Origin of the sequence: Streptomyces sp. NPDC102437, from assembly GCF_044765565.1 — a bacterium.
Taxonomy (GTDB): Bacteria; Actinomycetota; Actinomycetes; order Streptomycetales; family Streptomycetaceae; genus Streptomyces.
Genome location: NZ_JBIWKI010000019.1, coordinates 56,948 through 78,709, shown reverse-complemented (window position 1 = coordinate 78,709; position 21,762 = coordinate 56,948). Strand labels below are relative to the sequence as shown.

The window sequence follows — 21,762 nt, the reverse complement described above, 5'->3', positions numbered from 1 at the left end:
CCGGGGCCGGAGCGCGGCTTCGTGGTCACGGCACAGCTCCCGGTGGACGAGGCGGGCCCGGCGGACGCGGCCGGCACTCCCGCTACCGCCACGGGCCATACGCTGGGACGGTGAACGAGATGCCGCAGGACCACCGTCCGGCCAAGTCCGTACGTGTGCTGCTCGCCGAGGACCAGGGGATGATGCGGGGCGCGCTCGCGCTGCTGCTCGGTCTGGAGCCCGACATCGAGGTCGTCGCGCAGGTGGCCGCCGGGGACGAGATCGTGGACGCCGCGCTGCTCTCGCGCCCCGATGTGGCGCTCCTCGACATCGAGCTGCCGGGCCGCAGCGGGCTGGACGCCGCCGCCGATCTGCGCGAGGAGGTACCGGACTGCCGGGTGCTGATCCTCACCACGTTCGGCCGCCCCGGCTGTCTGCGCCGGGCGATGGAGGCCGGGGCGGCGGGGTTCCTGGTCAAGGACGGTCCGGTCGAGGAGCTCGCCGCCGCGATCCGCCGGGTGCTGGGCGGGGAGACGGTGATCGACCCGGCGCTGGCCGCCGCCGCGCTCAGTGCCGGCCCGAGCCCGCTGACCGCGCGGGAACGGGACGCGCTGAACGCCTCGGTGGACGGGGCGACGGTCGCCGACATCGCGGCGAAGCTGCATCTGTCCGAGTCGACGGTGCGGAACTACCTGTCCGCGGCGATCGGCAAGACGGGGACCCGCAACCGGATGGAGGCGGTGCGGGCGGCACGGCAGCAGGGGTGGCTGTAGGCGTGGGTGCAACGCCTGCGGCCCCGCGTCTCAGCGCCGGGCCGACCGGGCGCGGACGGGCCTCTCGTCTCAGCGCCGGGCCGACCGGGCGCGCGGCAGCCAGAGCACCATCAGCAGCAGCCCGCCCAGCAGCACCGTGCCGGCCGTCCGGAAGGCGAGCGCGTACCCGGCCGTGAGCTCCTCCGGCCCGGTGCCGCCCGCGGTGCGGGCCGCCGCGACGGTGGAGAGCACGGCGAGACCGAGCGCACCGCCCATCGTGCGGGAGGTGTTGACGAGCCCGGAGACCAGACCCGCTTCGCCGGGGGCCGCTCCGGTGATGGCCAGCGAGGCGAGCGGAGTGGACGCCAGGCCCGCACCGGCCATCATCAGGATCCCGGGCAGGCAGACCGAGGTGAGGTACGAACCGTCGGCGCCCATCGTGGACTGCCAGCCGAAACCGGCCGCGGCGATCGCCGTACCGATGAGCGCCAGGTTCTTCGTGCCGGTCACGGCCATCACCCTGGGCGCGCACTTCGAGCCGAGGACGATCGCCAACGACGTGGGCATCAGGGCGAGTCCGGCCTCCAGCGGGCTGTAGCCCAGCACGGCCTGGGCGTACACGGTCATGAAGTACCACATCGAGAACGTCGCCGAACCGAGCACGAACATCGCCGCGTTGGCCGATGTCACCGCCCGCGCCCCGAGCACCCGCAGCGGCATCAGCGGCTCCGCCGTCCGGGCCTCCACCGCCACGAAGACGCCCAGCAGGGCCACCCCGCCGAGCAGCGGTGCCAGGGTCGCCGTCGCGGCCCACCCCGACTTCTCGGTGTGCACGATGCCGTACGCGACGCAGGCGAGGCCCACCGTGACCAGCACCGCGCCCAGGAGGTCGATCCGCCGCCGGTCCCCGGCCCGGCCCTCCACGAGCCGGACGGCGGCGCCGGCCAGGACGAGCACCCCGATGGGCACGTTGACCAGCAGCACCCAGCGCCAGGAGAGCAGATCGGTGAGCGCCCCGCCGATCAGCCCGCCGGCCGCGCCGCCGCCCGCACCGACGGCCATCCAGGTGCCGATCGCCTTCGTCCTGGCCGGACCCTCGGGGACGGCGGTGGTGAGCAGGGTCAGGGTGGCGGGGGCGAGCACGGCGGCGCCGAGCCCCTGCGCGGCGCGGGCGGCGAGCAGCTGCCAGCCCTCCTGGGCGAGCCCGCCGGCCAGGGAGGCGGCGGTGAACAGGCCGAGGCCTATGAGGAACATCCGCTTGCGGCCGTATATGTCCGCGGCTCGTCCGCCGAGGAGCATGAATCCGGCGAACGCGATCGAGTAGGCGTTGAGCACCCACTGGAGTCCGGCGGAGCTCATCCGGAGGTCGGAACGCATCGACGGCAGGGCGACGTTGACGACCGACACGTCGAGCACGACGAGGAACTGACCGATGCAGGCGGCGAGCACCGCCGCCCAGGCGCGGGTGCTGGCCCGCTCTCGCGGCGGTGCGGGCGTGGTGACGTCAACCATGTCCGTCATACTCGCACCCGCGCATCGCCCCGTACATCGGTATTCGGGCCTACCGCCGCAGCAGCGTCACCACCGCCGCTCCACCGAGCCCGATGTTGTGGGCGAGGCCGACCCGGGCGTGCTTCACCTGCCGGTTTCCCGCCTCGCCCCGCAGCTGCCAGGTCAGTTCGGCGGTCTGGGCGATGCCGGTGGCACCGAGCGGGTGTCCCTTGGAGATCAGCCCGCCGGACGGGTTGACCACCCAGCGGCCCCCGTACGTGGTGGCGCCCGACTCGACGAGCTTGCCGGACTCGCCCTCGCCGCACAGCCCGAGCGCCTCGTAGGTGAGGAGTTCGTTGATGGAGAAGCAGTCGTGCAGTTCGATGACGTCCAGGTCGGCGGCCGAGAGCCCGGACGCCTCGTAGACCTGCCGGGCGGCGGCCTGCGACATCGGCCGGCCCACGGCGTCGATGCAGGTCCCCGAGGCGAAGGAGTCGCCTGTGTCGGTGGTCATGGCCTGGGCGACGATCTCGACCGCCCGCTCGCCCAGGCCGTGGGTCTCGACGAAGCGTTCCGACACGACCACGGCGGCCGCCGCGCCGTCCGAGGTGGGTGAGCACTGGAGCTTGGTCAGCGGGCGGTGGACGGTCTTCGCGGCGAGTATCTCCTCGACCGTGTACGGGTCCTGGAACTGGGCGTACGGGTTGTTCACCGAGTGCCGGTGGTTCTTGGCGCCGACCGCGGCGAGCTGCGCCTCGGTCGTCCCGTACCGCTCCATGTGCTCGCGGGCCGCGTTGCCGAATATCTGGGCGGTGGGCGGGCTCATCTCGAAGCCGTGGGCGGCGGCCATGATCCCGTAGTGCCGGGCGACGGGTGACGTCTTGAAGTCGGCGGCACCGCCGTCCGCGCCGCCGCCGCCGAGCGCGCCGCGCGTCATCTTCTCGAAGCCGAGCGCGAGGACGCAGTCGCTGCCGCCGCCCTCGACGAACTGCCGGGCCATCATCAGTGCGGTGGAGCCGGTGGCGCAGTTGTTGTTGACGTTGTAGACGGGGATCCCGGTCAGGCCGAGTCCGTACACCGCGCGCTGACCGGCGGTGGAGGGCTGGAAGCAGTAGCCGACGACGGCCTGCTGGATCTGCTCGTAACGGACCCCGGCGTCGTCGAGCGCCGCCGTACCGGCCTCCTTCGCCATGTCCCAGTACTGCCAGTCGCGGGTCTCGGGCTTCTCGAACTTCGTCGTTCCGACACCGATGACGTACGCCTTCATGAGCTTCATGGGCTTCATGGCAAGTCCCTTCAATCGCGCGGGAGGCCGAGGATGCGCTCGGCGACGACATTGAGCTGAACCTGGGTGGTGCCGCCCGCGATGGTCAGGCAGCGGGACATCAAAAAGCCGTGCAGGGCCCGCTCCCCCGGCCCCTCGCCGGCCGCGCCCGCGGGGCCGAGCAGTTCGAGGGCGAGTTCGGCGACCTTCTGCTGGTGGGTGGTCTGGACGAGCTTGCGGACGGAGGCACCCGCGCCGGGTTCGAGCCCGGAGACCTGCTGCATCGTGGTGCGCAGCCCGATGCAGCCCAGTGCGTGGGCCTCGGCGGCGAGTGCTCCGATGCGGGCCCGGCAGGCGCCGTCGAGTTCGCCGGAGCGGGCGATCAGCGCCTCCAGACCGGTGTCGAAGGTCATCTGGTCGGCCATGTGGACGCGTTCGTTGCCCAGGGTGTTGCGGGCGACCTTCCAGCCGCCGGCGGGCTCGCCCACGACGGCGTCGGCGGGCAGCAGGACGTCGTCGAAGTACACCTCGTTGAAGAGTGCGTCGCCGGTGATCTCCTTCAGCGGCCGGATCCCGATGCCCGGGGTGTTCTTCATGTCGACGAGGAAGTAGCCGATCCCCTGGTGCTTGGGGGCGTCCGGGTCGGTCCTGGCGAGCAGGATCCCGTGGTCGGCCCACTGGGCGGCGCTCGTCCACACCTTCTGGCCGTTGATCCGCCAGCCCTCGTCGGTCCGTTCCGCCTTCGTGCGCAGCGAGGCGAGGTCGGATCCCGCGTCGGGCTCCGAGAACAGCTGGCACCACAGGAGTTCGCCGCGCAGGGTGGGCAGCAGAAAGCGCTCCTGCTGCTCGGCCGTCCCGTGGGCGATGAGCGAGGGCACCACCCAGGTGGCGATCCCGAGGTCGCTCAGCTTCACCCCTTGTTCCTTCAACTCCTGCTGGATGGCGAGTTGTTGCACGGGGCCGGCACCCAGGCCGTAGGGGGCGGGGAGGTACGGGGCGGCGTAGCCGGTCGGTGCGAGGGCGCGGCGGGCGGCCTTGGGGTCGAGGCCGCGGGCGGCGGCGACGGCCTCGCGCGCGGCGGCCCGGTGGGCGGCGGCGTCGGAGGGGAGTTCGAGGGCGAGCGAGCGGCGCGCCCCGCCCTCGGCCAGCCGGACGGCCCGCAGCCGGTGGCTGTCGCCGGTCCCCAGCAACTGGCGGGCCACCAGGGCCCGGCGCAGATACAGATGGGCGTCGTGCTCCCAGGTGAAGCCGATGCCGCCGAGGATCTGGACGCAGTCCTTGGCGCAGCCGTACGCGGCGTCGAGGGCTTCCGAGGCGGCGAGGGCGGCGACCATGGACCGTACGTCCGGGTCCGTCTCCTCGTCGGCGGCGCGGGCCGCGTCCCATACCAGCGCACGGGCCCGCTCGACGCGTACGAGCATGTCGGCGCAGAGGTGCTTGACGCCCTGGAACTGCCCGATGGGGCGGCCGAACTGTTCGCGGACCTTGGCGTGTTCGGCGGCGGTGTCCAGTGCCCTGGCCGCGGTTCCGCAGGCTTCGGCGGCGAGGAGGACGGCGGCCAGGTCGCGGACGCGGGTGGTGCCGGTCCGTACGAGGCGGCCGGCGGGGACGAGTACGCCTTCGGCGTGGACCTCGGCGGTGGGCCGGGTCGGGTCGGCGCCCCGGTGCGGGCGCGCGGTCAGCCCCGCGGTGGCGGAGTCGACGGCGAACCAGAGGGTGCCGGTGGCCGTTTCGGCGGACAGGAGCAGCAGGTCGGCCTCGGCGCCGGAGAGGACGGGCGGCGCCGTGCCGTCGAGCAGATGGCCGTCCTCGTGCTCGACGGCGGTGAGGGTGCCGGGGCCCAACGCGACGGCGCCGACGCGCGTACCGGACGCGAGGTCGCGCACGAGGCCGGGCGGGCCCGCCGTGTGCAGTACGGCGGCGGCCAGGGCGCTCGACAGGTACGGGCCGGGGAGCGCGGCCCGGCCGGCCTCTTCGAGGACCACGGCCAGATCGAGGATCCGGCCGCCACCGCCCCCGTGCTCCTCGGGCAGATGGATGGCGAGCAGGCCCTGTCCGGCGAGCCCGTCCCAGTACCCGGGGCGCACGCCGTCGGCACCGGGCCGGTCCGCGTCGAGGAGTGCGCGGATCTCCTTCGGCGGTACGGCGCGCGCCAGCCAGCCCCGTACGGACTGCGCCAACTCCCTGTGTTCTTCGGTGATTCCGATGCCCATGCGGATCCTCGCCGGTCGCAGCCACTGGAACGGCGCAAGAGTAGAACACGTTCCATTCTGACGGAAGGTCAGATGACGGAGGGATCTCCGCGCGCTCCGGCCGAGTGCGCCGTAGTGCCCCCGTTCGCACCGCGTTCACCGGAATACCGCGCGCAGCGGGAAGGTTTCACGGTGCACACACTTGGCGGTCGGGCGCTGCCCGCCCGCGCCGCCCGCATGCCTGCCCAGAACCTCGATCACGCCGCCCGGAGGCCGCACGTATGCCACAGACGACGAACGGACAGCACACCGGGGAACTCCCCGATCCGAGGCCGCGCAGGGCAGGTGGCGGGGTCGTCCCCGTGCTCGCCTTCGCGGGCATCACCGTCGCGGTGATGCAGACCCTGCTCGTCCCCGTCATCAAGGACCTGCCCGCCCTTCTCCACACCGATCCGTCGAACGCCACCTGGGTGATGACCGCGACGCTGCTCGCGGGGGCCGTCGCCACCCCGATCACGGGGCGGCTCGGTGACCTCTACGGCAAGCGGAAGATGCTGCTCGCCAGCCTCGCCGTGATGGTGGCCGGCTCATTGATATGCGCCTCCACCGACGACCTCGTGATCATGATCGTGGGACGCGCGCTCCAGGGCTTCGCCATGGGCGCCATCCCGCTGGGCATCGGCATCATGCGCGACGAACTGCCGCCCGAGCGGCTCGGCTCGGCGATGGCGCTGATGAGTTCCTCGATCGGGGTCGGCGGCGGCCTGGCGCTGCCCGCCGCCGCGCTGGTCGCCCAGCATTCCGACTGGCACACCCTGTTCCTCGGCGCGGCCGGTCTCGGTGTGCTGTCGATGGCGCTCACCTTCCTCGTCGTGCCGGAGCCCACGCTGCGCGCCCCCGGCCGGTTCGACCTCGTCGGCGCGCTCGGGCTGTCGCTCGGCCTGGTCTGCCTGCTGCTGCCCATCACCAAGGGCAGCGACTGGGGCTGGACCTCGGGCAGCACCCTCGGGCTGATCGGCGCCGCGCTGGTGATCCTGGTCCTGTGGGGCCTGTTCGAGCTGCGCAGCCCGGCCCCGCTGGTCGATCTGCGGACCACGGCCCGGCGCGAGGTTCTGCTCACCAACCTCGCCTCGATCATGGTCGGGGTCGCCTTCTACGCCGTCTCGCTGGTCCTGCCGCAGCTGCTCCAGCTGCCGGCGTCGACGGGGTACGGCCTCGGGCAGTCGATGGTGGTCGCGGGGCTGTGCGTGGCGCCGCTCGGCCTGACGATGATGCTCGTCGCCCCGCTTTACGCCCGGCTGTCCGCCCGCCGGGGCCCCAAGGTCTCGCTGATGCTCGGCATGCTGGTCATCGCGATCGGTTACGGGGCCGGGCTCGGGCTGATGAGCGCCGCCTGGCAGACCGTGGTGATCGCGGTGATGCTCGGCGCCGGCATCGGGCTCGCCTACTCCTCGCTGCCCGCGCTGATCATCGGGGCCGTCGACCCGTCGGAGACCGGTGCGGCCAACGGCCTGAACACGCTGATGCGGTCGATCGGCACGTCGGTGTCGAGCGCCGTGATCGGCATGGTGCTGGCCAACACCTCGGTGCGCAGCGGCGGGGCCGTGCTGCCCTCGATGGAGGGGTTCCGCATCTCGTTCCTGATCGCGACGGGCGCGGTGGTGATCGGACTGGTGCTGGCCTCGTTCCTGCCGTCGCGGCGCGAGGCGATGCGCCCGGCGCTGCTGGCGAGCAGTGCCGGGGACGCCCAGGACCCGGCCCCGGCACCGGGCACCTCCCGCCCGGCCGCCGGTTCGGGCGGCTTCCGCGGCCGGGTGCTGGACGGGGACGGCGCCCCGGTGGCCCGCGCCAATGTCACGCTGATCGACCACCGGGGCCGCCAGGCCGGTCTCACCGTGACGGACGGGGAGGGTCACTACGCGCTGGCCGCCCCGCACGGCGGCGACTTCGTGCTGGCCGGGTCCGCCACCGGGTACGCGCCGAGCGCCCGCCCGGCCGCGTACCCGGGCGACGGCCTGCCGGTCGACGCCGATCTGGTGCTGGGTGTCAGCGCACCGGAGCGTCGAACCGCGGTGTCGTCGTGAGCAGATGAGAGACGTCCGACCCCGCCGGAAGCTCCTGCGGCTGCGCGCCGCGGGTGAACAGCCGGGCGGGGCGGGCGCCCTGCACCCGGGCCTGGCGCCCGTCGACCCGCAGCCACGATCCCTCGCGCAGGCCGAGCACCGGTACGTCGTTCTCCTCCAGGAATTCGGTGAGCCGCTCCTCGCGGGTCTCGCCCTTGTGGGTGCTGGCCGGGTCCGGGTCCAGATAGTGCGGGTTGATCTGGAACGGGACGAGGCCGAGCGTCTCGAAGGACGGCGGCTGCACGATGGGCATGTCGTTGGTGGTGCGCAGGGTGGGCGCCGCCATGTTCGTCCCGGCGCTGGCCCCCATGTACGGCAGCCCGTTGCGTACCGCCTCGCTCACGGCGTCGCGCAGACCGGTCCGGTACAGCGCGCTCAGCAGCCGGAAGGAGTTGCCGCCACCGATGAACACGGCTTCGGACGCGGCGAGTTCGGCGACCGGGTCGGCGTTCTCGTGGACCCCGCGGACGGTGATGCCGTGGGGTTCGAGGGCCTCGCGGACGCGCGCGGTGTAGGCGGTGTAGTCGGCGAGCGCGTAGGGGACGAAGGCCAGCCGGGCACCGGCGGGCAGGAAGCCGGTGACGGTGTCGATGGCGTGTTCCAGATAACCGCGGCCGTGCTGGGTGGAGTTGGAGAGCAGCAGCAGATTCATGGGGTTCCTCTTGGTTCTCTTCCGGATCATCAGGCGGTACGGGGGCGACGGGTGCGGGACTTCGGGCGCTGCGGAGGGTGGGTGAGCCGCCGCTCCAGCATCCGGGCCGCGTGGCGCAGTGCGTCGAGCCGGTCGTCCGGCGCGTCCCCGAAGAGCTCCGAGGCGCCGCCGAGGCTGAGGCTGCCGTACGGTTCGCGGCCCAGGAAGACCGGTACGGCGACGGTCGCGATGCCGGTGTCGTACTCGCCGACCGTCCACGCGTAACCCTGGGCGCGGATCTTGAGGAACTCCTCCTCCAGCCGGTCCGGGTCGGTGACCGTCCGGTCGGTGAAGCGGGCCATCGGGCGGCCCCGGAAGAGCCGGTGGCGCTGCTCGTCGGGGAGGTACGCGTAGTACGACTTGCTGGTCGCCCCGGCGTGCGCCGGATAGAGCTCGCCGACCAGCGGGTAGTACCGCAGCGGCCCGGCCTCCCCCTCCTCGGCGGCGACGCACCGCATGTGGAAGCTGTCCGGCAGACAGAAGAGCACGGTGTCGCCGGTGACCCGGCGCAGCTCCTCCAGGACCGGCCCGGCCAGCAGCTCCAGCGATCCGGAACGCTCCCAGAGCCTGCCCAGGCGCAGCACGGCGGGGCCGATGCGGTAGCGGCGGGTGACCGGGTCGGAGACCAGGAAGCCGCGCCCGGCAAGGGTGGCGAGCAGCCGCTGGGCCACCGAGGTGTCCCAGCCGAACTCCTCGGCGACCTCGGTGACGCCCCAGTCGGGCCGGGTCCGCTCGAAGGCGAGCAGCACCAGGAGCGCCCGGTCGACGGTTTGCAGGGCTCCGGCGGGGGTGCGCCGGTCCAGATCGAAGTCCGCCATCGTCATCTCACCATTCAGACGTGAATTGCAAATAACGGGAAACAGTTGCGTTCAACGCTATCCGATCCCGAATGTGGCTTCAGCACCCCGCCCCGCGCTTCCCCCGCCGGACAGGCCCCAGCGCCGGCCCGGGTGCCCGGATGAGCGAGAAAGGCCCCCCATGTTGAAGTACGTGCTGGACATCGTCGATCTTCTGGACGATCCCCAGGTCAATGGCAAGACGGTCGTCGAGTACCTCGGCTCCGTGAGCGGGACCGAGGGCTCGTCCGCACAGGTCACCACGGTCACCGGCGAGCAGGGCTCGACGGACTTCGTGATGGTCCGCATCCCGGGCTCCCACGGACGTACGTCCGGTGGCAGCGCCCGCACGCTGGGCGTGGTGGGCCGGCTCGGCGGCATCGGCGCCCGGCCCGAGGTGACCGGTCTGGTCTCCGACGCCGACGGCGCCGTCTCGGCGATCGCCACCGCCGCCAAGCTGCTCGACATGCGCCGCCGCGGCGATGTGCTGCCCGGCGACGTGATCGTCGCCACCCACATCTGCCCGAACGCGCCGACCGAGCCGCACGACCCGGTGCCGTTCATGGGCTCACCCGTGGACATCGCCACCATGAACCGCCACGAGGTGACCGGCGAGATGGAGGCCGTGCTCTCCATCGACACCACCAAGGGCAACCGGATCATCAACCACAAGGGCCTCGCCCTGTCGCCCACCGTCAAGGAGGGCTGGGTGCTCCGGGTCAGCGAGCAGCTGGGCGAACTGCTGGCCGTGGTGACCGGTGAGCCGTTGGTCACGTACCCCGTGACCACGCAGGACATCACCCCGTACGGTAATGGGGCACACCACATCAATTCGATCCTTCAGCCCTCCACCGCGACGGCCGCCCCGGTCGTCGGCCTGGCCATCACCTCGGCCGCCGCGGTGCCCGGCTGCGGTACGGGCGCGAGCCACGAGACGGACATCGCATCCGCCGCCCGCTACGCCGTGGAGGTCGCCAAGGCCTTCGGCGGCGGTCGACTGGACTTCCACGACGCGGTGGAGTTCGACAACCTCGTCAGCCGCTACGGGTCACTGACGCACCTGCAGACCTTCGGCCGTACACCCCAGGAGTCCTGATGGCAGCCACCCCGCAGGCCGAGGCCGTGGCCCCCGAGGCCAAGAACATCGGCAGCGACGACTACGCGCTCTCCCGCGTGCCGCGCGACAAGCGCTTCGGCTTCTGGTCGATGCTGCTCCAGTGGCTCGCCCAGTCCGGCTCGATCTCGCAGTTCACCCTCGGCGCCACCATCGGTGTCGGCATGACGTTCGGGGACGCCTTCCTCGCCTTCACTCTCGGCGCGGTGATCCTGGAGATCGTGATCTTCGCGATCGGCCTGGCCGGTATGCGCGAGGGCCTGGCGACCCCGATGCTGACCCGCTGGGTCGGTTTCGGCCGCAACGGCTCGGCACTGGTCAGCTTCGTCATCGCGGTCAGCCTGGTCGGCTGGTTCGGCGTCCAGAACACGATCTTCGGCAACAGCGTCTCGACTCTGGTCGGCGGCCCGTCCTGGATGTGGTGCGTGCTGGCGGGCATCGCCATCACCGCGCTGGTGATCTTCGGCTTCAAGTACATGGCCGTCTTCGCCAAGATCGTGACGCCGCTGTTCTTCGCGATGGTCGCCTGGTCGATCGTCTCGACACTGAAGGACCACTCGCTCAGCGACCTGATCCACTCGCCGCCGCCCGGCCAGACGATCCCGCTCGCCGTCGCCGCCACCGCCATCGCGGGCGGTTACATGACCGGTGCGATCGTGTCCCCGGAGATGACCCGGTACAACCGCAAGGGCTCGCACGTCTTCCTGCAGAGCGCCTCGTCGATGATCCTCTCCGAGTACATCGTCGGTCTGACCGGGGTGCTCCTGGGCCACCTGGTCAAGAGCAACGAGGTCTCGCACATCGTGCTCTCCACCTCCGGCGCCTTCGGCGTCATCGTGGTCCTGATGTCCACCGCCAAGATCAACGACTGGAACCTGTACGGCTCCTCGCTCGGCGTCGTCAACTTCTTCCAGGTCGTCTTCGGCAAGCGGCTGCACCGCGGCGCCGTCACGATCGTCCTCGGCATCGCGGGCACGGCGCTGTCCGCGGTCGGGATCATGACCCACTTCACCGAGTTCCTCTCGGTCCTCGGCGTCGCCATCCCGCCGATCGGCGGCATCATCGTGGCCGAGTACTGGGTCGTCAAGCGGATGCGCAAGCCGCTGGACGAGACCCGCGAGTCCGAGACCCTGCCGAGGACCTCCCCGACCTGGGTCCCGATGTCCATCGCCATCTGGATCGCGGCGTTCTGCGTCGGGAAGTTCTACGATGGCGGCATCCCGGCCCTGAACTCCCTGGCCACCGCCTTCATCCTGTACAGCGCCCTCGGCCTGCTGGGCTGGGTGAAGCCGTACGGCACCTCCACCCTGGACGACGAGGGCCACACCGCCGCCCCCGCCGCCCGCGCGACAACCCCCGTGGGAGCAGCATGACCACCGCCGGTTCCTCCGTCCCCTTCGTCCCGGCCTCCGACCGGGCCCAGGACGAGGTCGTCGAACTCTGCGCCGAACTGATCAGGTTCGACACCTCCAACCCCACCAGCAACGAGCGCGCGAGCGCCGACTGGGTGGTGGGCCGCCTCGCCGAGGTGGGCATCGAGTCCGAGCTGGTCGAGTCCGCCCCGGGCCGCGCCAGCGTCATCGCCAAGATCGCCGGCAGCGACCCCGGGCGCGGCGCCCTCCTGGTCCACGGCCACCTGGACGTCGTCCCGGCCGACGCCTCCGAGTGGCAGGTCCCGCCGTTCTCCGGCGAGGTCCGCGACGGCTACCTCTGGGGCCGCGGCGCGATCGACATGAAGGACACGGTGGCCGTCATGCTGGCCACCGCCCGCCACTTCGCCCGCACCGGCACCAGGCCGTCGCGCGACCTGGTCCTCGCCTTCCTCGCCGACGAGGAGGCGGGCGGCAAGTTCGGCGCCCACTGGCTGGTCGAGCACCGCCCGGAGCTGTTCGCCGGGGTCACCGAGGCGATCGGCGAGGGCGGCGGCTTCTCCTTCGCCATCGACGACACCCGCCGCCTCTACCCGATCGAGAACGCCCAGCGCGGCATGGCCTGGATGGAGCTCACCGCCACCGGCCGGGCCGGCCACGGCTCCTCCCCCAACGACGAGAACGCGGTCACCGACCTCGCCGAGTCGCTCACCCGGATCGGCCGCGAGACCTTCCCGATCCGGCTGATCGAACCGGTCCGCGCCCTGCTGGAGGAGGCGGCCCGCCTCTACGGCGTCGAGTTCGACGAGGACGACATCGAGGGCAGCCTCGCGAAGCTGGGCCCGGTCTCCGACTTCATGCAGGTGGTGCTCCGCAACTCCGCGAACCCCACCATGTTCGAGGCCGGCTACCAGACCAACGTCATCCCCGGGAAGGCGACCGCCCGGGTGGACGGCCGCTTCCTCCCCGGCCACGAGCAGGAGCTGATCGACACCATCGACAAGCTGCTGCTCCCCTCGGTCACCCGGGAGTGGGTCAACCACGACATCGCGCTGGAGACGACGTTCGACGGCCCGCTGGTCGACGCCATGTGCGAGGCCGTGCGCGCCGAGGACCCGGACGGCCACCCCGTCCCGTACTGCAACCCGGGCGGCACCGACGCCAAGGCCTTCACCCACCTCGGCATCCGCTGCTTCGGCTTCAAGGGCCTCAAGCTCCCGCACGACCTGGACTACGGCCGTCTCTTCCACGGCGTGGACGAGCGCGTCCCGCTGGAGGGCCTGCGCTTCGGCGTCCGCGTCATGACCCGCCTCTGGCAGAGCTGCTGACCTCACCGCCACGGCCCACCTACCACCCTGACCCGGGCTCACCCCTAGTACGCCCCGTCGACACCATCGGCGGTGGCGTACGACCTGGCCGGTAGGGTGCCGGGCATGGGAGCAATTTCCGCTCGGCCCGCCGGGCGTCCCACTTCGTGGTGGCGCGAGCAGTGCCTCGGACTGCTCGACGCGGGTGATTGGTACGAGCTGTATCGCGCGGCGAAGGCCTGGCGGGTCAGCGGCGGCGGATCGTTCACTCCGGATGCCTGGCTGATGGATGTGTGCTCGGCCCTGCTGCACGACCGGCCGAGGACCGCGCTGCACTGCTGCGACATGGCGCTGAGCACCTGGATCGAGCGGCCCGGCGACCGGGCCGTGCTGCGCTTCGTCCGTGGTCTGGTGATCGCCGACCACGTCAAGGATCCACTGCGCGCCCTGGCCGACCTGGAGTCCGCGCTGCACGGCCCGGACTGGCTGGCGGCGCAGGCCGCGCACGAGCTGGAGCGGGTGACAAAGGAGGCGGAGCGTTCGCGGGTACGCAGGCCCCGCGCCGCTCCCGCGCCCGAGCTGGACGCGGACTACCGTGACCTGATCTTCTCGCAGGCCTCGTCCCCCATCCCGGCACCGGTGGATCCCCCGCCGGCGGACGGAGCGGTCCCCTCCCTCTGGGACCCGGCCATGAGCCGCCTGCGGCGGCCCTGACCTCCGAGGCCCCGACTCTCTTGTCAGCTCCGACGAGGAGAGCATGCGGCTCATGTGCTTCTGCCCGGCTGTGGCAGGGCGGCCCCGGGCGTGCGCCCGCCTCACAGGGAACGGATCAGGCGACAGCGGCCGGACGAACTGTCCATCGACATCAGGCAGTTCATGTCGGCGCATCAACACCCGGCCGCGATCCAGCCACGCGAGATCTTTTGAAGGCGCCGCCTGGCCCGGGCCGGTGGCCGGGGCCAGGTTGGACCGATCGGCACGCGATCCCCCTGGAAAGGGGCATGAATCGGTATGCCCGTCGCCCCACAGGCCCCGGCCCGGATCCCGGATCAAGTCCCGGCCCGAGGCCGTATGCCGCCCGGCTGGTGGGGCGGGCCCCTTCCGGGGTGCGGCCGTATCTGGAGTTACTGCGGCTGGACCGGCCGGTGGGATCCTGGCTGCTGGTGGTGCCCGGATGGATAGCCCTGGGAGCGATCGCCGGGCCCCGGGACGGGGGCCTGCTCGGGTTGTTGCTCCTGGTGTACGGGTGCTGTCGAGGGGGGCCGCCTGTGGCCTCAACGATGTGCTGGACGCACGGTTCGACGCTCAGGTGCCGCGTACGGCGGGGCGGCCCGTCGCCTCCGGGCGGCTGGCGGCCGGGCGGGCCCTGGTGCTGTGTGTCGCGGTGGGTGCCGTCGCTCCGCTGGTGATGGGGTTCTGGAGTGTGGAGGCCGTGGTGTGGGCGGCGGCCGGGGCGCCCCTCGCGGCGGTGTATCCGTGCATGAAGCGGGTCACCCACTGGCCGCATGTGTGGCTGGGGATCACCATCAACTGGACGGTGCCGCTGGTGTACGTCCTGCTCACCGGAGCGATCGGGCTCGGGGGCGGGGCGCTGTACGGGGCGCTGATCTGCTGGGCCGTGGGGACGGACGTGATCTACGCCTGCCAGGACCGGGCGGCCGATGTGCGGGCCGGGGTGCGGTCGGCCGCCGTGCTGCTGGGGCGGCGCAGCCGGGTGCTGGTGGGCGGCGCGTACGCGGGGTGCGTGGTGCTGCTCGCCTGGTTCGGGGTCGCGGCCGGGCTCGGGCCGCTGTACTGGCCCGGACTGTGCGTGGTCGCGGGGCAGTTGGGGTGGCAGGTGTGGCGGGCCGAACCTGCGGATGCCGGGGCCTGCGGGCGGGCGTTCGCGACCAATCCGCTGTGCGGACTGCTCGTGGCCGTGCTCGCCGGGCGGGCCGGTAGCCTCGGCTGAGGGACACGAACCCTGGAGGTGCTGGTGGGACTGCGGGAACGGATCGCGAGGGAACTCACGGCGACCATGCACGGCGGGGAGCTCAAGCTGGAGCGGTACGCGGGGCCACCGGGTGATCCCGGGCTGTTCGGGATCACGCCGGGGGATCCGGTGTGGCGTGTGCACGGGCAGGCCACCGGGATGCTCACCGGCGGGTTCGCCGCGCTCATGCTCCAGTCGCTGCATCCGCTGGCCATGGCGGGGGTCGACCAGCACTCCGACTTCCGCGCCGACCCGGTCGGGCGGCTGAACGGAACCGTACGGTTCATCACCGCGACCACCTTCGGCTCCTCGGCCGCCGCCCGCGAGGTGATCGACCTCGTCCGCCGGATCCACACCCGGGTGCGCGGCACCGCCCCCGACGGCCGGCCGTACCGCGCGGACGACCCCGATCTGCTCACCTGGGTGCACACCGCCGAGGTACACAGCTTCCTCGCCGGCCACCAGACCTACGCACCCCGGCCACTCCGGCTGACCCCCGCCGAGTGCGACGCCTACTACCGCCAGGCCGCCCCCATGGCCGAGGCGCTGGGCGCACGGAACGTACCGCGCACCTCCCTCGAAGCCGAGCGCTACCTGGCGCGCCTGCGCCCCCAACTACACGCAACTCCAGCCGCGTTGGACTCGGTACAGTTCCTTCGCGGCTTCGGACGCACACGACGGGAACGGCTGGTCGTACGCCTGCTCACGAACGCCTCGGCCGGACTCCTCCCCGCCTGGGCCCGCGCCGAACTCGCCATCCACCGACCGGCCTTCGTCCGCACCGGCTGGGACCGGCCCCTGGCGACGGCCGTGGGACGCACCCTCCAGTGGGGGATCGGGCCCTCCCCGATCCAGGCAGCCGCACGGGGGCGGCTGGCGGGGGCGCCGCAGGGATGACGCCGGGATCCACGAGGCGTCCGGCGACAGCACGTTCGGCGCAGGGGACCCGGCGGCCCGCCGGGTTTCATGACGAGGCGCGGTCAGGCTTCCGCCGCCTCGGGCAGAGCAGAAGTGGTCGGCGTGACAAAGGCCCCTGCTGCTCCGGGGGCGGCCCCGGCCCCGCCGACACCTCCGGCGAGGGCGTACGGCACGATAAGGCGCCGTCGAAACGCATACCCCTCACCACCGCCCCCACCAGGAGGAACCCGTGCCCGCCGAGTCCGCTGTCGAGCCGTCGCCCGAGATTCTCGCCGCCTTCCGGGCCGCCAAGGGCTTCATGCCGGTGAGCGAGGGGCTCGCGCTGTACGCGGCCGCCACCGAGGCCGCCGCGCTGGGGCTGCCCGTCCTGGAGGTCGGCACGTACTGCGGCCGCTCCACGATCCTGCTCGCCGACGTGGCGCGGGAGGCCGGCGTGACGGCCCTCACCGTCGACCACCACCGGGGCAGCGAGGAGCAGCAGCCGGGCTGGGAGTACCACGACCCGACCGTGGTGGACCCGGAGGTCGGGCGGATGGACACGCTGCCGACCTTCCGCCGTACCCTGCACGCGGCGGGTCTGGAGAACCACGTCGTGGCACTGGTCGGGCGGTCCCCGCAGGTCGCGGCGGTCTGGGGCGGGAAGCTCGGGTTCGTCTTCATCGACGGCGGCCACACCGACGAGCACGCAGGCGGCGACTACGAGGGCTGGGCGCCGCATGTCGCCGAGGGCGGGCTGCTGGTGATCCACGATGTGTTCCCGGACCCCGCGCACGGCGGCCAGGCCCCGTACCGCATCTACCTGCGGGCGCTGGAGTCCGGCGCGTTCACCGAGGTGTCCGTGACGGATTCGCTGCGGGTGCTGCGGCGTACCGGAACCGGCATCTGAGGGCGGCCGTCCGAGTGCCCGGATAGCATCGCGTGGTGCCGTACGACGAGAGTGTTCCCCCCACCCGGCGCCGCCGGTCCCTGCTCGCCGCCACCGCGCTCGTCGCCGTGTGCCTGACCGCCGCGGGCTGCGGCGCGGGCGACGCCGGCGCCGGGACGCGGGCCGAGCCCCGGCAGGGTGGTGGCGGTACCTCGGCCCCGCCGCCGTCGAAGAGCGCTCCGGCGCCGGAGAAGGAGAAGGCGTCCGCGTCCCCCACACCCTCCGCGAAGACATCGAAGCCGTCGAAGCCCACCGGCAACGGGGCCACCGGGCCGCTGTCCGGGAAGACCGTCGTCATCGACCCCGGACACAACCCCAACAACCATCTGCACACCGGTGAGATCAACCGCCAGGTGGACATCGGCACCACGCACAAGGAGTGCGACACCACCGGCACGTCCACCAACTCCGGTTACGCGGAGGCCCGGTTCACCCTCGACGTATCCCACCGGCTGCGCACACTCCTCCAGCAGCAGGGCGCGAAGGTCGTGCTGACGTACGACAACGACCGCGCGTACGGGCCGTGTGTCGACGAGCGGGCCCGGATCGGCAACGAGGCGGGGGCCGATGCCGTGGTCTCGGTGCACGCGGACGGTTCCGCGGTCGGCAACCGCGGCTTCCATGTGATCCTTCCCGCGTCGGTGCGGGGCGGGAAGGCCGACACCTCGAAGATCGTCGCGCCCTCGCGCGATCTCGGAACCAGGATCGCCGGTTTCTTCGTCCGTGATACCGGAAGTGCACCTTCCAATTACGTCGGTGGCAATAGCGGGTTGGACACCCGAAAGGATCTGGGCGGACTTAATTTGTCGACCGTGCCCAAAGTGTTCATCGAATGCGGCAATATGCGTGATCCGAAGGACGCCGCACTGCTCACCAGTTCAGGCTGGCGCCAGAAGGCGGCGCAGGGCATCGCCGATGGCATCAGCAGCTACCTCAAGGGGTAGCAAGAGGTAGTTCTGAGGCGATATTGGGGGGAAGCGCGTCCGAGGGCCGGGCAGGGGCACAACCCGGCCAGGCAGACGATAGATTCATCCGTACGATGGGGAGCCGCCCCCGAGCTTCACGTTGTGCCCGCCGTACCCGTACAGGCGGCAGCGACGACCGCCCCGACGAGACGACCGACTAAGGACCTTCACGTGAATATCCGCTCCCTCACTCGAGGCGACGGCGTGGTGATCGGAGCAGCGGTCGTGCTGTTCATCGCCTCTTTCCTCGACCTCTTCGGCTACGACTGCCCTGCGGGCATCAACTGCTCCAACTACAACTCGCCGAACGCCTGGGACTCGCTCGGCATCCTGATGAGCATCTTCCTGGCCGGGATCATCGGTGCGGCACTGGTCGTTGTCGGCCGTTCCATGCCGGCCCGCAAGGTCGTCGGTCTCGACCTCGGTCAATTCGGTGCCGCCTTCTGTGTCTTCGCACTGTGGTCGGGCTTCTGGACGACCATCGACGCCAGCGACACGGGCGCCGGAATGATCCTCGGCCTGCTGGCCACGATCGTGCTCGCGGGCGGCGCGGTCGCCACCCCGCTGGTCCCCGCGCTCAAGGCCCCGCTGGTGAGCGCCCCGCGCCCGCAGGCCGTGCAGCCGCCGTACGGCGGCCAGCCGCAGCCCGGTCAGGGATACGGCTACCCCGGTGCCCAGCAGCCCTCGTACGGCGGCCAGCCGGGTCAGCAGCAGCCCTACGGTGCGCAGCCGCAGCCCGGCCAGCCGGAGCCGCAGCCCCAGGGGAACGCCCAGCAGGCTCCCGCCGCGGGTGGCGCGCCGGCCGGTGACTTCACCCCGTTCTGGTTCGCGGTGCCGGTGGCCCGCCCGCTGTACGGGGAGGACGGTTCGCCGTCGCCGATCGCCGAACTGGCGCCCGGCACCTGGTACCTCGCGGTGGAGCAGCGCGGTCCGGGCCTGATCGCCCAGACCCAGGACGGCCGTCGCGGCGTGCTCCAGGACACCACGGGCATCCAGCGCGGCTGAGCCCGCCACAGGCAGTACGACAGTGGCCCTCCGACCCTTCCGGGCGGGGGGCCGCTGTCGTACCCTCCGTCCGTACCTCATTTCCTGACGCAGGGTCAGAACTACTGGGAGGCGGCGGACATGCGGCTCGGACTCGCGCTCGGATACTGGGGCCGTGGCCCGAACCCCGCCCATCTGGAGCTGGCCAGGGAGGCCGAGGCGCTGGGGTACGCGTCGGTGTGGACGGCGGAGGCCTGGGGGTCGGACGCGTTCACCCCGTTGACCTGGATCGCCGCACACACCTCTCGCATCCGGCTGGGCACCGGCATCGCGCAGATGGCGGCGCGCACCCCGACCGCGACCGCCATGCACGCCCTCACCCTCGACCACCTCTCCGGCGGCCGGATGATGCTGGGCCTCGGGCTGTCCGGGCCGCAGGTGGTGGAGGGCTGGTACGGGCGGCCGTTCCCGAAGAGCCCGTTGACCGCGACCCGGGAGTACGTCGACGTCATCCACCAGGTCCTGGCCCGCGAGGCCCCCGTCGAGCTGGACGGCCGGTTCCACTCCCACCCGTACAACGGTCCGGACGCCACCGGTCTGGGCAAGCCGCTGAAGCCGATCACTCATCCGCTGCGGCCGGGGCTGCCCGTGCTGCTCGGGGCGGAGGGTCCGAGGAACATCGCGCAGACGACAAGGATCGCGGACGGCTGGCTGCCGCTGTACTGGTCGCCGATGCGCACCGATGTGTACGAGGCCTCGCTCACGGACCTGCCCGAGGGATTCATGATCGCGCCGATGGCGCGGGCCCTGGTCTGTGACGATGTCGCGGAGGGGCTGCTGCCGGTGAAGGCGATGCTCGGCTTCTACATCGGAGGGATGGGCCACGCGGCCCGTAACTTCCACGCCGATCTGATGGCGCGGATGGGGTTCGAGGAGGAGGCGCGGCGGATCCAGCAGCTGTTCCTCGAAGGGCGCAAGCAGGAGGCGGTGCTGGCGGTGCCGGACGCCTTCGCCGACGAGATCTCGCTCGTCGGACCGCGTGAACGGATCGCGGAGCGGCTGGAGTTGTGGCGCAAGGGACCGGTCACCGATCTCCTGGTGACGGCGCCGGACCCGCACACCCTGCGAGTGCTCGCGGAACTCAACTAGGGCCTGGGCGGGCCGGGTCGGTCGGCCAGGTGCCGGCGCCTGCCTGTGCCGGGCGTCCGCTCCGTCGTGTCGCGGTGCGCTCCCAGGGCTGGGGGTCGGGGTAGGTCAGGAGTTGCAGGGTGCTGCCCCACGGGGTGCGCAGATACGCGAACCGGTTGTGCTCCCCCGCCTCGGGGCCCGGCAGCGGCTGCGGTCCGGCGAGGAGCGAGGCGCCCGCGGCCACGCAGTCCCGGACCGCCGCGTCCAGGTCGTCGGCGTACAGCGCCACGTGCTGCCAGCCGAAGTCGCAGGGCAGCACGGGGGGTTCGCGGCGGGGGCCCTGGAACTCGCAGAGCTCGATGCCCGGTCCGCCGCCGGGCAGGGCAAGCATCCTGATCGCCAGCTGCTGGGTGCCCGCCGGGACACCGAGCCGCCGCTCGACGTCCGGGCCGCCGTTCGGGCCGTCCTGGCGGCGCAGGGTGTCGTAGAGCACCTCGGCGCCGAAGGCTCTCGCGAGGAAGAGGGTGGCGGTCTCCAGGTCGGGGACCGTGACCCCGATGTGGTCGATGCCTCGCACGCTTGTGGCCGTCATGGCTTCACCGCTCCTGTCCCGGGGCCGCGCCGATGGCCCCGTCCGTCCCGGAGCGGGCCCGCTCCGGGATCGTGCCCCCGCGTGACCAGGCCAGGAGTTCATCGGCCGGCCAGGTGGTGACGACGCGTTCCGCCGGGACCAGGCACTCCTCGGCGCGGGCGCAGCCGTTGATCTGCCAGTCCAGCTGTCCGGGTGCGTGGGCGTCGGTGTCGATGGCGAAGAGGGTGCCCGCCGCGACGGCGCGGCTCAGCAGCCTGCGGGGCGGGTCGAGCCGTTCCGGCCGGCTGTTGATCTCCACCGCGGTGCCGGCCTCGGCACATGCGGCGAAGACCGCGTCCGCGTCGAACCGGGACTCCGGGCGTTTCCGGCCCGCGACCAGCCGCCCCGTACAGTGCCCGAGGATGTCCGCCCGCGGGTGGCGGACGGCCGCGATCAGGCGCCTGGTCATCTCGGCCGGGTCCATCCGCAGCTTGGAGTGGGCGGAGACCACCACGACGTCCAGCCGCTCCAGCAGCTCGTCCTCCTGGTCGAGGGAGCCGTCGGGGAGGATGTCGCACTCGATGCCGGTGAGCAGCCGGAACGGCGCCCACCGCGCGTTGAGCTCGGCGACCGCGTCCAGCTGGCGGCGCAGCCGGTCCGGGGAGAGCCCGTTCGCCACGGTCAGCCGGGGAGAGTGGTCGGTGAGGGCCGCCCACTCGTGGCCCAGCTCCGCCGCGGTGCTGCCCATCTCCTCGATCGGGCTGCCGCCGTCCGACCAGTCGGAGTGCAGATGGCAGTCGCCGCGCTGGAGGGCGAGGAGCTCCGCGCCGCCCTCGGCGGGCCGGGCCGTGGCCTCCGCCTCCAGGCGTTCCAGATAGCCGGGCACGTCCCCGGCCACCGCCTCCCGGATCACCTGCGCGGTCTTCGGGCCGATGCCCTTGACCGTCTCCAGCGAACCGGCCGCCGCACGCCGGACCGCCTCGCCGTCCGGCATCGCGGCCACGGCGTCGGCGGCCGCGCGGAACGCCCGCACACGGTAGGTGTCCGCCCTGCCGCGTTCGAGCAGGAAGGCAATCCGTTTCAGGGCGCGGACGGGCTCCATCGGCACCTCCACGGGGCCGCCGGACACTACGGGCTCTCCCATCCAGCTTCGCTCAGCCCGGCCCGGCCCGCACAGCGG

The 21,762-nt window shown here is 72.2% G+C and carries 19 protein-coding genes; 12 read left to right on the top strand and 7 right to left on the bottom strand.

The genetic code is table 11. The annotated features are described in order from the left end of the window. Positions 1-119: 119 nt before the first annotated feature. Positions 120-752 (top strand): response regulator, encoded by a 633-nt coding sequence (locus ACIRJP_RS24125; protein WP_404177924.1) that lies wholly within the window; start codon positions 120-122, stop codon positions 750-752. A gap of 69 nt (positions 753-821) precedes the next feature. Here ACIRJP_RS24125 and ACIRJP_RS24120 read toward each other — a convergent pair whose 3' ends face one another. Genes ACIRJP_RS24120 through ACIRJP_RS24110 form a run of 3 tightly spaced genes read right to left on the bottom strand, consistent with a single transcriptional unit; the run spans position 822 to position 5,699 of the window. Continuing rightward, a complete protein-coding gene (locus tag ACIRJP_RS24120) occupies positions 822-2,243 on the bottom strand; it encodes an MFS transporter (protein WP_404177921.1) in 1,422 nt (473 codons plus the stop codon). A gap of 49 nt (positions 2,244-2,292) precedes the next feature. Beyond that, the gene (locus ACIRJP_RS24115; protein ID WP_404177918.1) at positions 2,293-3,489 is read right to left on the bottom strand and encodes a lipid-transfer protein; all 1,197 of its coding nucleotides are present in this window, start codon (positions 3,487-3,489) and stop codon (positions 2,293-2,295) included. A gap of 29 nt (positions 3,490-3,518) precedes the next feature. After that, on the bottom strand, positions 3,519-5,699 hold the full coding sequence (locus ACIRJP_RS24110) for an acyl-CoA dehydrogenase (RefSeq protein WP_404177677.1): 2,181 nt from the start codon (positions 5,697-5,699) through the stop codon (positions 3,519-3,521). Between the two features lie 260 nt (positions 5,700-5,959). On the opposite strand from ACIRJP_RS24110, the gene ACIRJP_RS24105 reads away from it, so the two are divergent. Continuing rightward, entirely contained in the window at positions 5,960-7,762 is a 1,803-nt protein-coding gene (locus tag ACIRJP_RS24105) for an MFS transporter (protein WP_404177674.1), read from the top strand. Here the strand turns inward: ACIRJP_RS24105 and pepE are convergent. Next, the gene (gene pepE, locus ACIRJP_RS24100; protein WP_404177671.1) at positions 7,725-8,453 is read right to left on the bottom strand and encodes a dipeptidase PepE; all 729 of its coding nucleotides are present in this window, start codon (positions 8,451-8,453) and stop codon (positions 7,725-7,727) included. The two genes, ACIRJP_RS24105 and pepE, sit on opposite strands and share 38 nt — an antisense overlap. Before the next feature lie 29 nt (positions 8,454-8,482). Beyond that, positions 8,483-9,310, bottom strand: a complete 828-nt coding sequence (locus ACIRJP_RS24095) for an IclR family transcriptional regulator (RefSeq protein ID WP_404177668.1) — start codon at positions 9,308-9,310, stop codon at positions 8,483-8,485. Positions 9,311-9,470: 160 nt separating this feature from the next. Here ACIRJP_RS24095 and ACIRJP_RS24090 point away from each other — a divergent pair, with 160 nt between their 5' ends. The 10 genes from ACIRJP_RS24090 to ACIRJP_RS24045 all read left to right on the top strand — a co-directional run bounded on the left by ACIRJP_RS24090 (position 9,471) and on the right by ACIRJP_RS24045 (position 20,032). Then, the gene (locus ACIRJP_RS24090) at positions 9,471-10,424 is read left to right on the top strand and encodes a DUF1177 domain-containing protein (RefSeq protein WP_404177665.1); all 954 of its coding nucleotides are present in this window, start codon (positions 9,471-9,473) and stop codon (positions 10,422-10,424) included. Then, entirely contained in the window at positions 10,424-11,815 is a 1,392-nt protein-coding gene (locus ACIRJP_RS24085) for a cytosine permease (RefSeq protein WP_404177662.1), read from the top strand. Before ACIRJP_RS24090 ends, ACIRJP_RS24085 begins: the two co-directional genes overlap by 1 nt. Further along, positions 11,812-13,140 carry a M20/M25/M40 family metallo-hydrolase gene (locus ACIRJP_RS24080; RefSeq protein WP_404177659.1) on the top strand — a complete coding sequence of 443 codons (1,329 nt, stop codon included), beginning with the start codon at positions 11,812-11,814 and terminating at the stop codon, positions 13,138-13,140. Before ACIRJP_RS24085 ends, ACIRJP_RS24080 begins: the two co-directional genes overlap by 4 nt. Positions 13,141-13,245: 105 nt before the next feature. Further along, positions 13,246-13,833 (top strand): hypothetical protein, encoded by a 588-nt coding sequence (locus ACIRJP_RS24075; protein ID WP_404177656.1) that lies wholly within the window; start codon positions 13,246-13,248, stop codon positions 13,831-13,833. A 532-nt stretch (positions 13,834-14,365) separates the two neighbouring features. Further along, positions 14,366-15,070, top strand: a complete 705-nt coding sequence (locus tag ACIRJP_RS24070) for a 4-hydroxybenzoate octaprenyltransferase (protein WP_404177653.1) — start codon at positions 14,366-14,368, stop codon at positions 15,068-15,070. A gap of 24 nt (positions 15,071-15,094) precedes the next feature. Then, a complete protein-coding gene (locus ACIRJP_RS24065; protein ID WP_404177651.1) occupies positions 15,095-15,988 on the top strand; it encodes an oxygenase MpaB family protein in 894 nt (297 codons plus the stop codon). A 250-nt stretch (positions 15,989-16,238) separates the two neighbouring features. Beyond that, positions 16,239-16,895, top strand: a complete 657-nt coding sequence (locus ACIRJP_RS24060; RefSeq protein ID WP_404177648.1) for a class I SAM-dependent methyltransferase — start codon at positions 16,239-16,241, stop codon at positions 16,893-16,895. Positions 16,896-16,930: 35 nt separating this feature from the next. Then, positions 16,931-17,878, top strand: a complete 948-nt coding sequence (locus ACIRJP_RS24055; protein ID WP_404177645.1) for an N-acetylmuramoyl-L-alanine amidase — start codon at positions 16,931-16,933, stop codon at positions 17,876-17,878. A gap of 192 nt (positions 17,879-18,070) precedes the next feature. After that, positions 18,071-18,904 carry a hypothetical protein gene (locus tag ACIRJP_RS24050; protein WP_404177642.1) on the top strand — a complete coding sequence of 278 codons (834 nt, stop codon included), beginning with the start codon at positions 18,071-18,073 and terminating at the stop codon, positions 18,902-18,904. 120 nt (positions 18,905-19,024) lie between these two features. Then, the gene (locus ACIRJP_RS24045) at positions 19,025-20,032 is read left to right on the top strand and encodes an LLM class F420-dependent oxidoreductase (RefSeq protein WP_404177639.1); all 1,008 of its coding nucleotides are present in this window, start codon (positions 19,025-19,027) and stop codon (positions 20,030-20,032) included. Here ACIRJP_RS24045 and ACIRJP_RS24040 read toward each other — a convergent pair. Next, positions 20,025-20,603 (bottom strand): VOC family protein, encoded by a 579-nt coding sequence (locus ACIRJP_RS24040; protein ID WP_404177636.1) that lies wholly within the window; start codon positions 20,601-20,603, stop codon positions 20,025-20,027. The genes ACIRJP_RS24045 and ACIRJP_RS24040 overlap by 8 nt on opposite strands. A gap of 4 nt (positions 20,604-20,607) precedes the next feature. Next, positions 20,608-21,684 (bottom strand): PHP domain-containing protein, encoded by a 1,077-nt coding sequence (locus tag ACIRJP_RS24035; RefSeq protein ID WP_404177915.1) that lies wholly within the window; start codon positions 21,682-21,684, stop codon positions 20,608-20,610. Positions 21,685-21,762 lie beyond the last annotated feature (78 nt).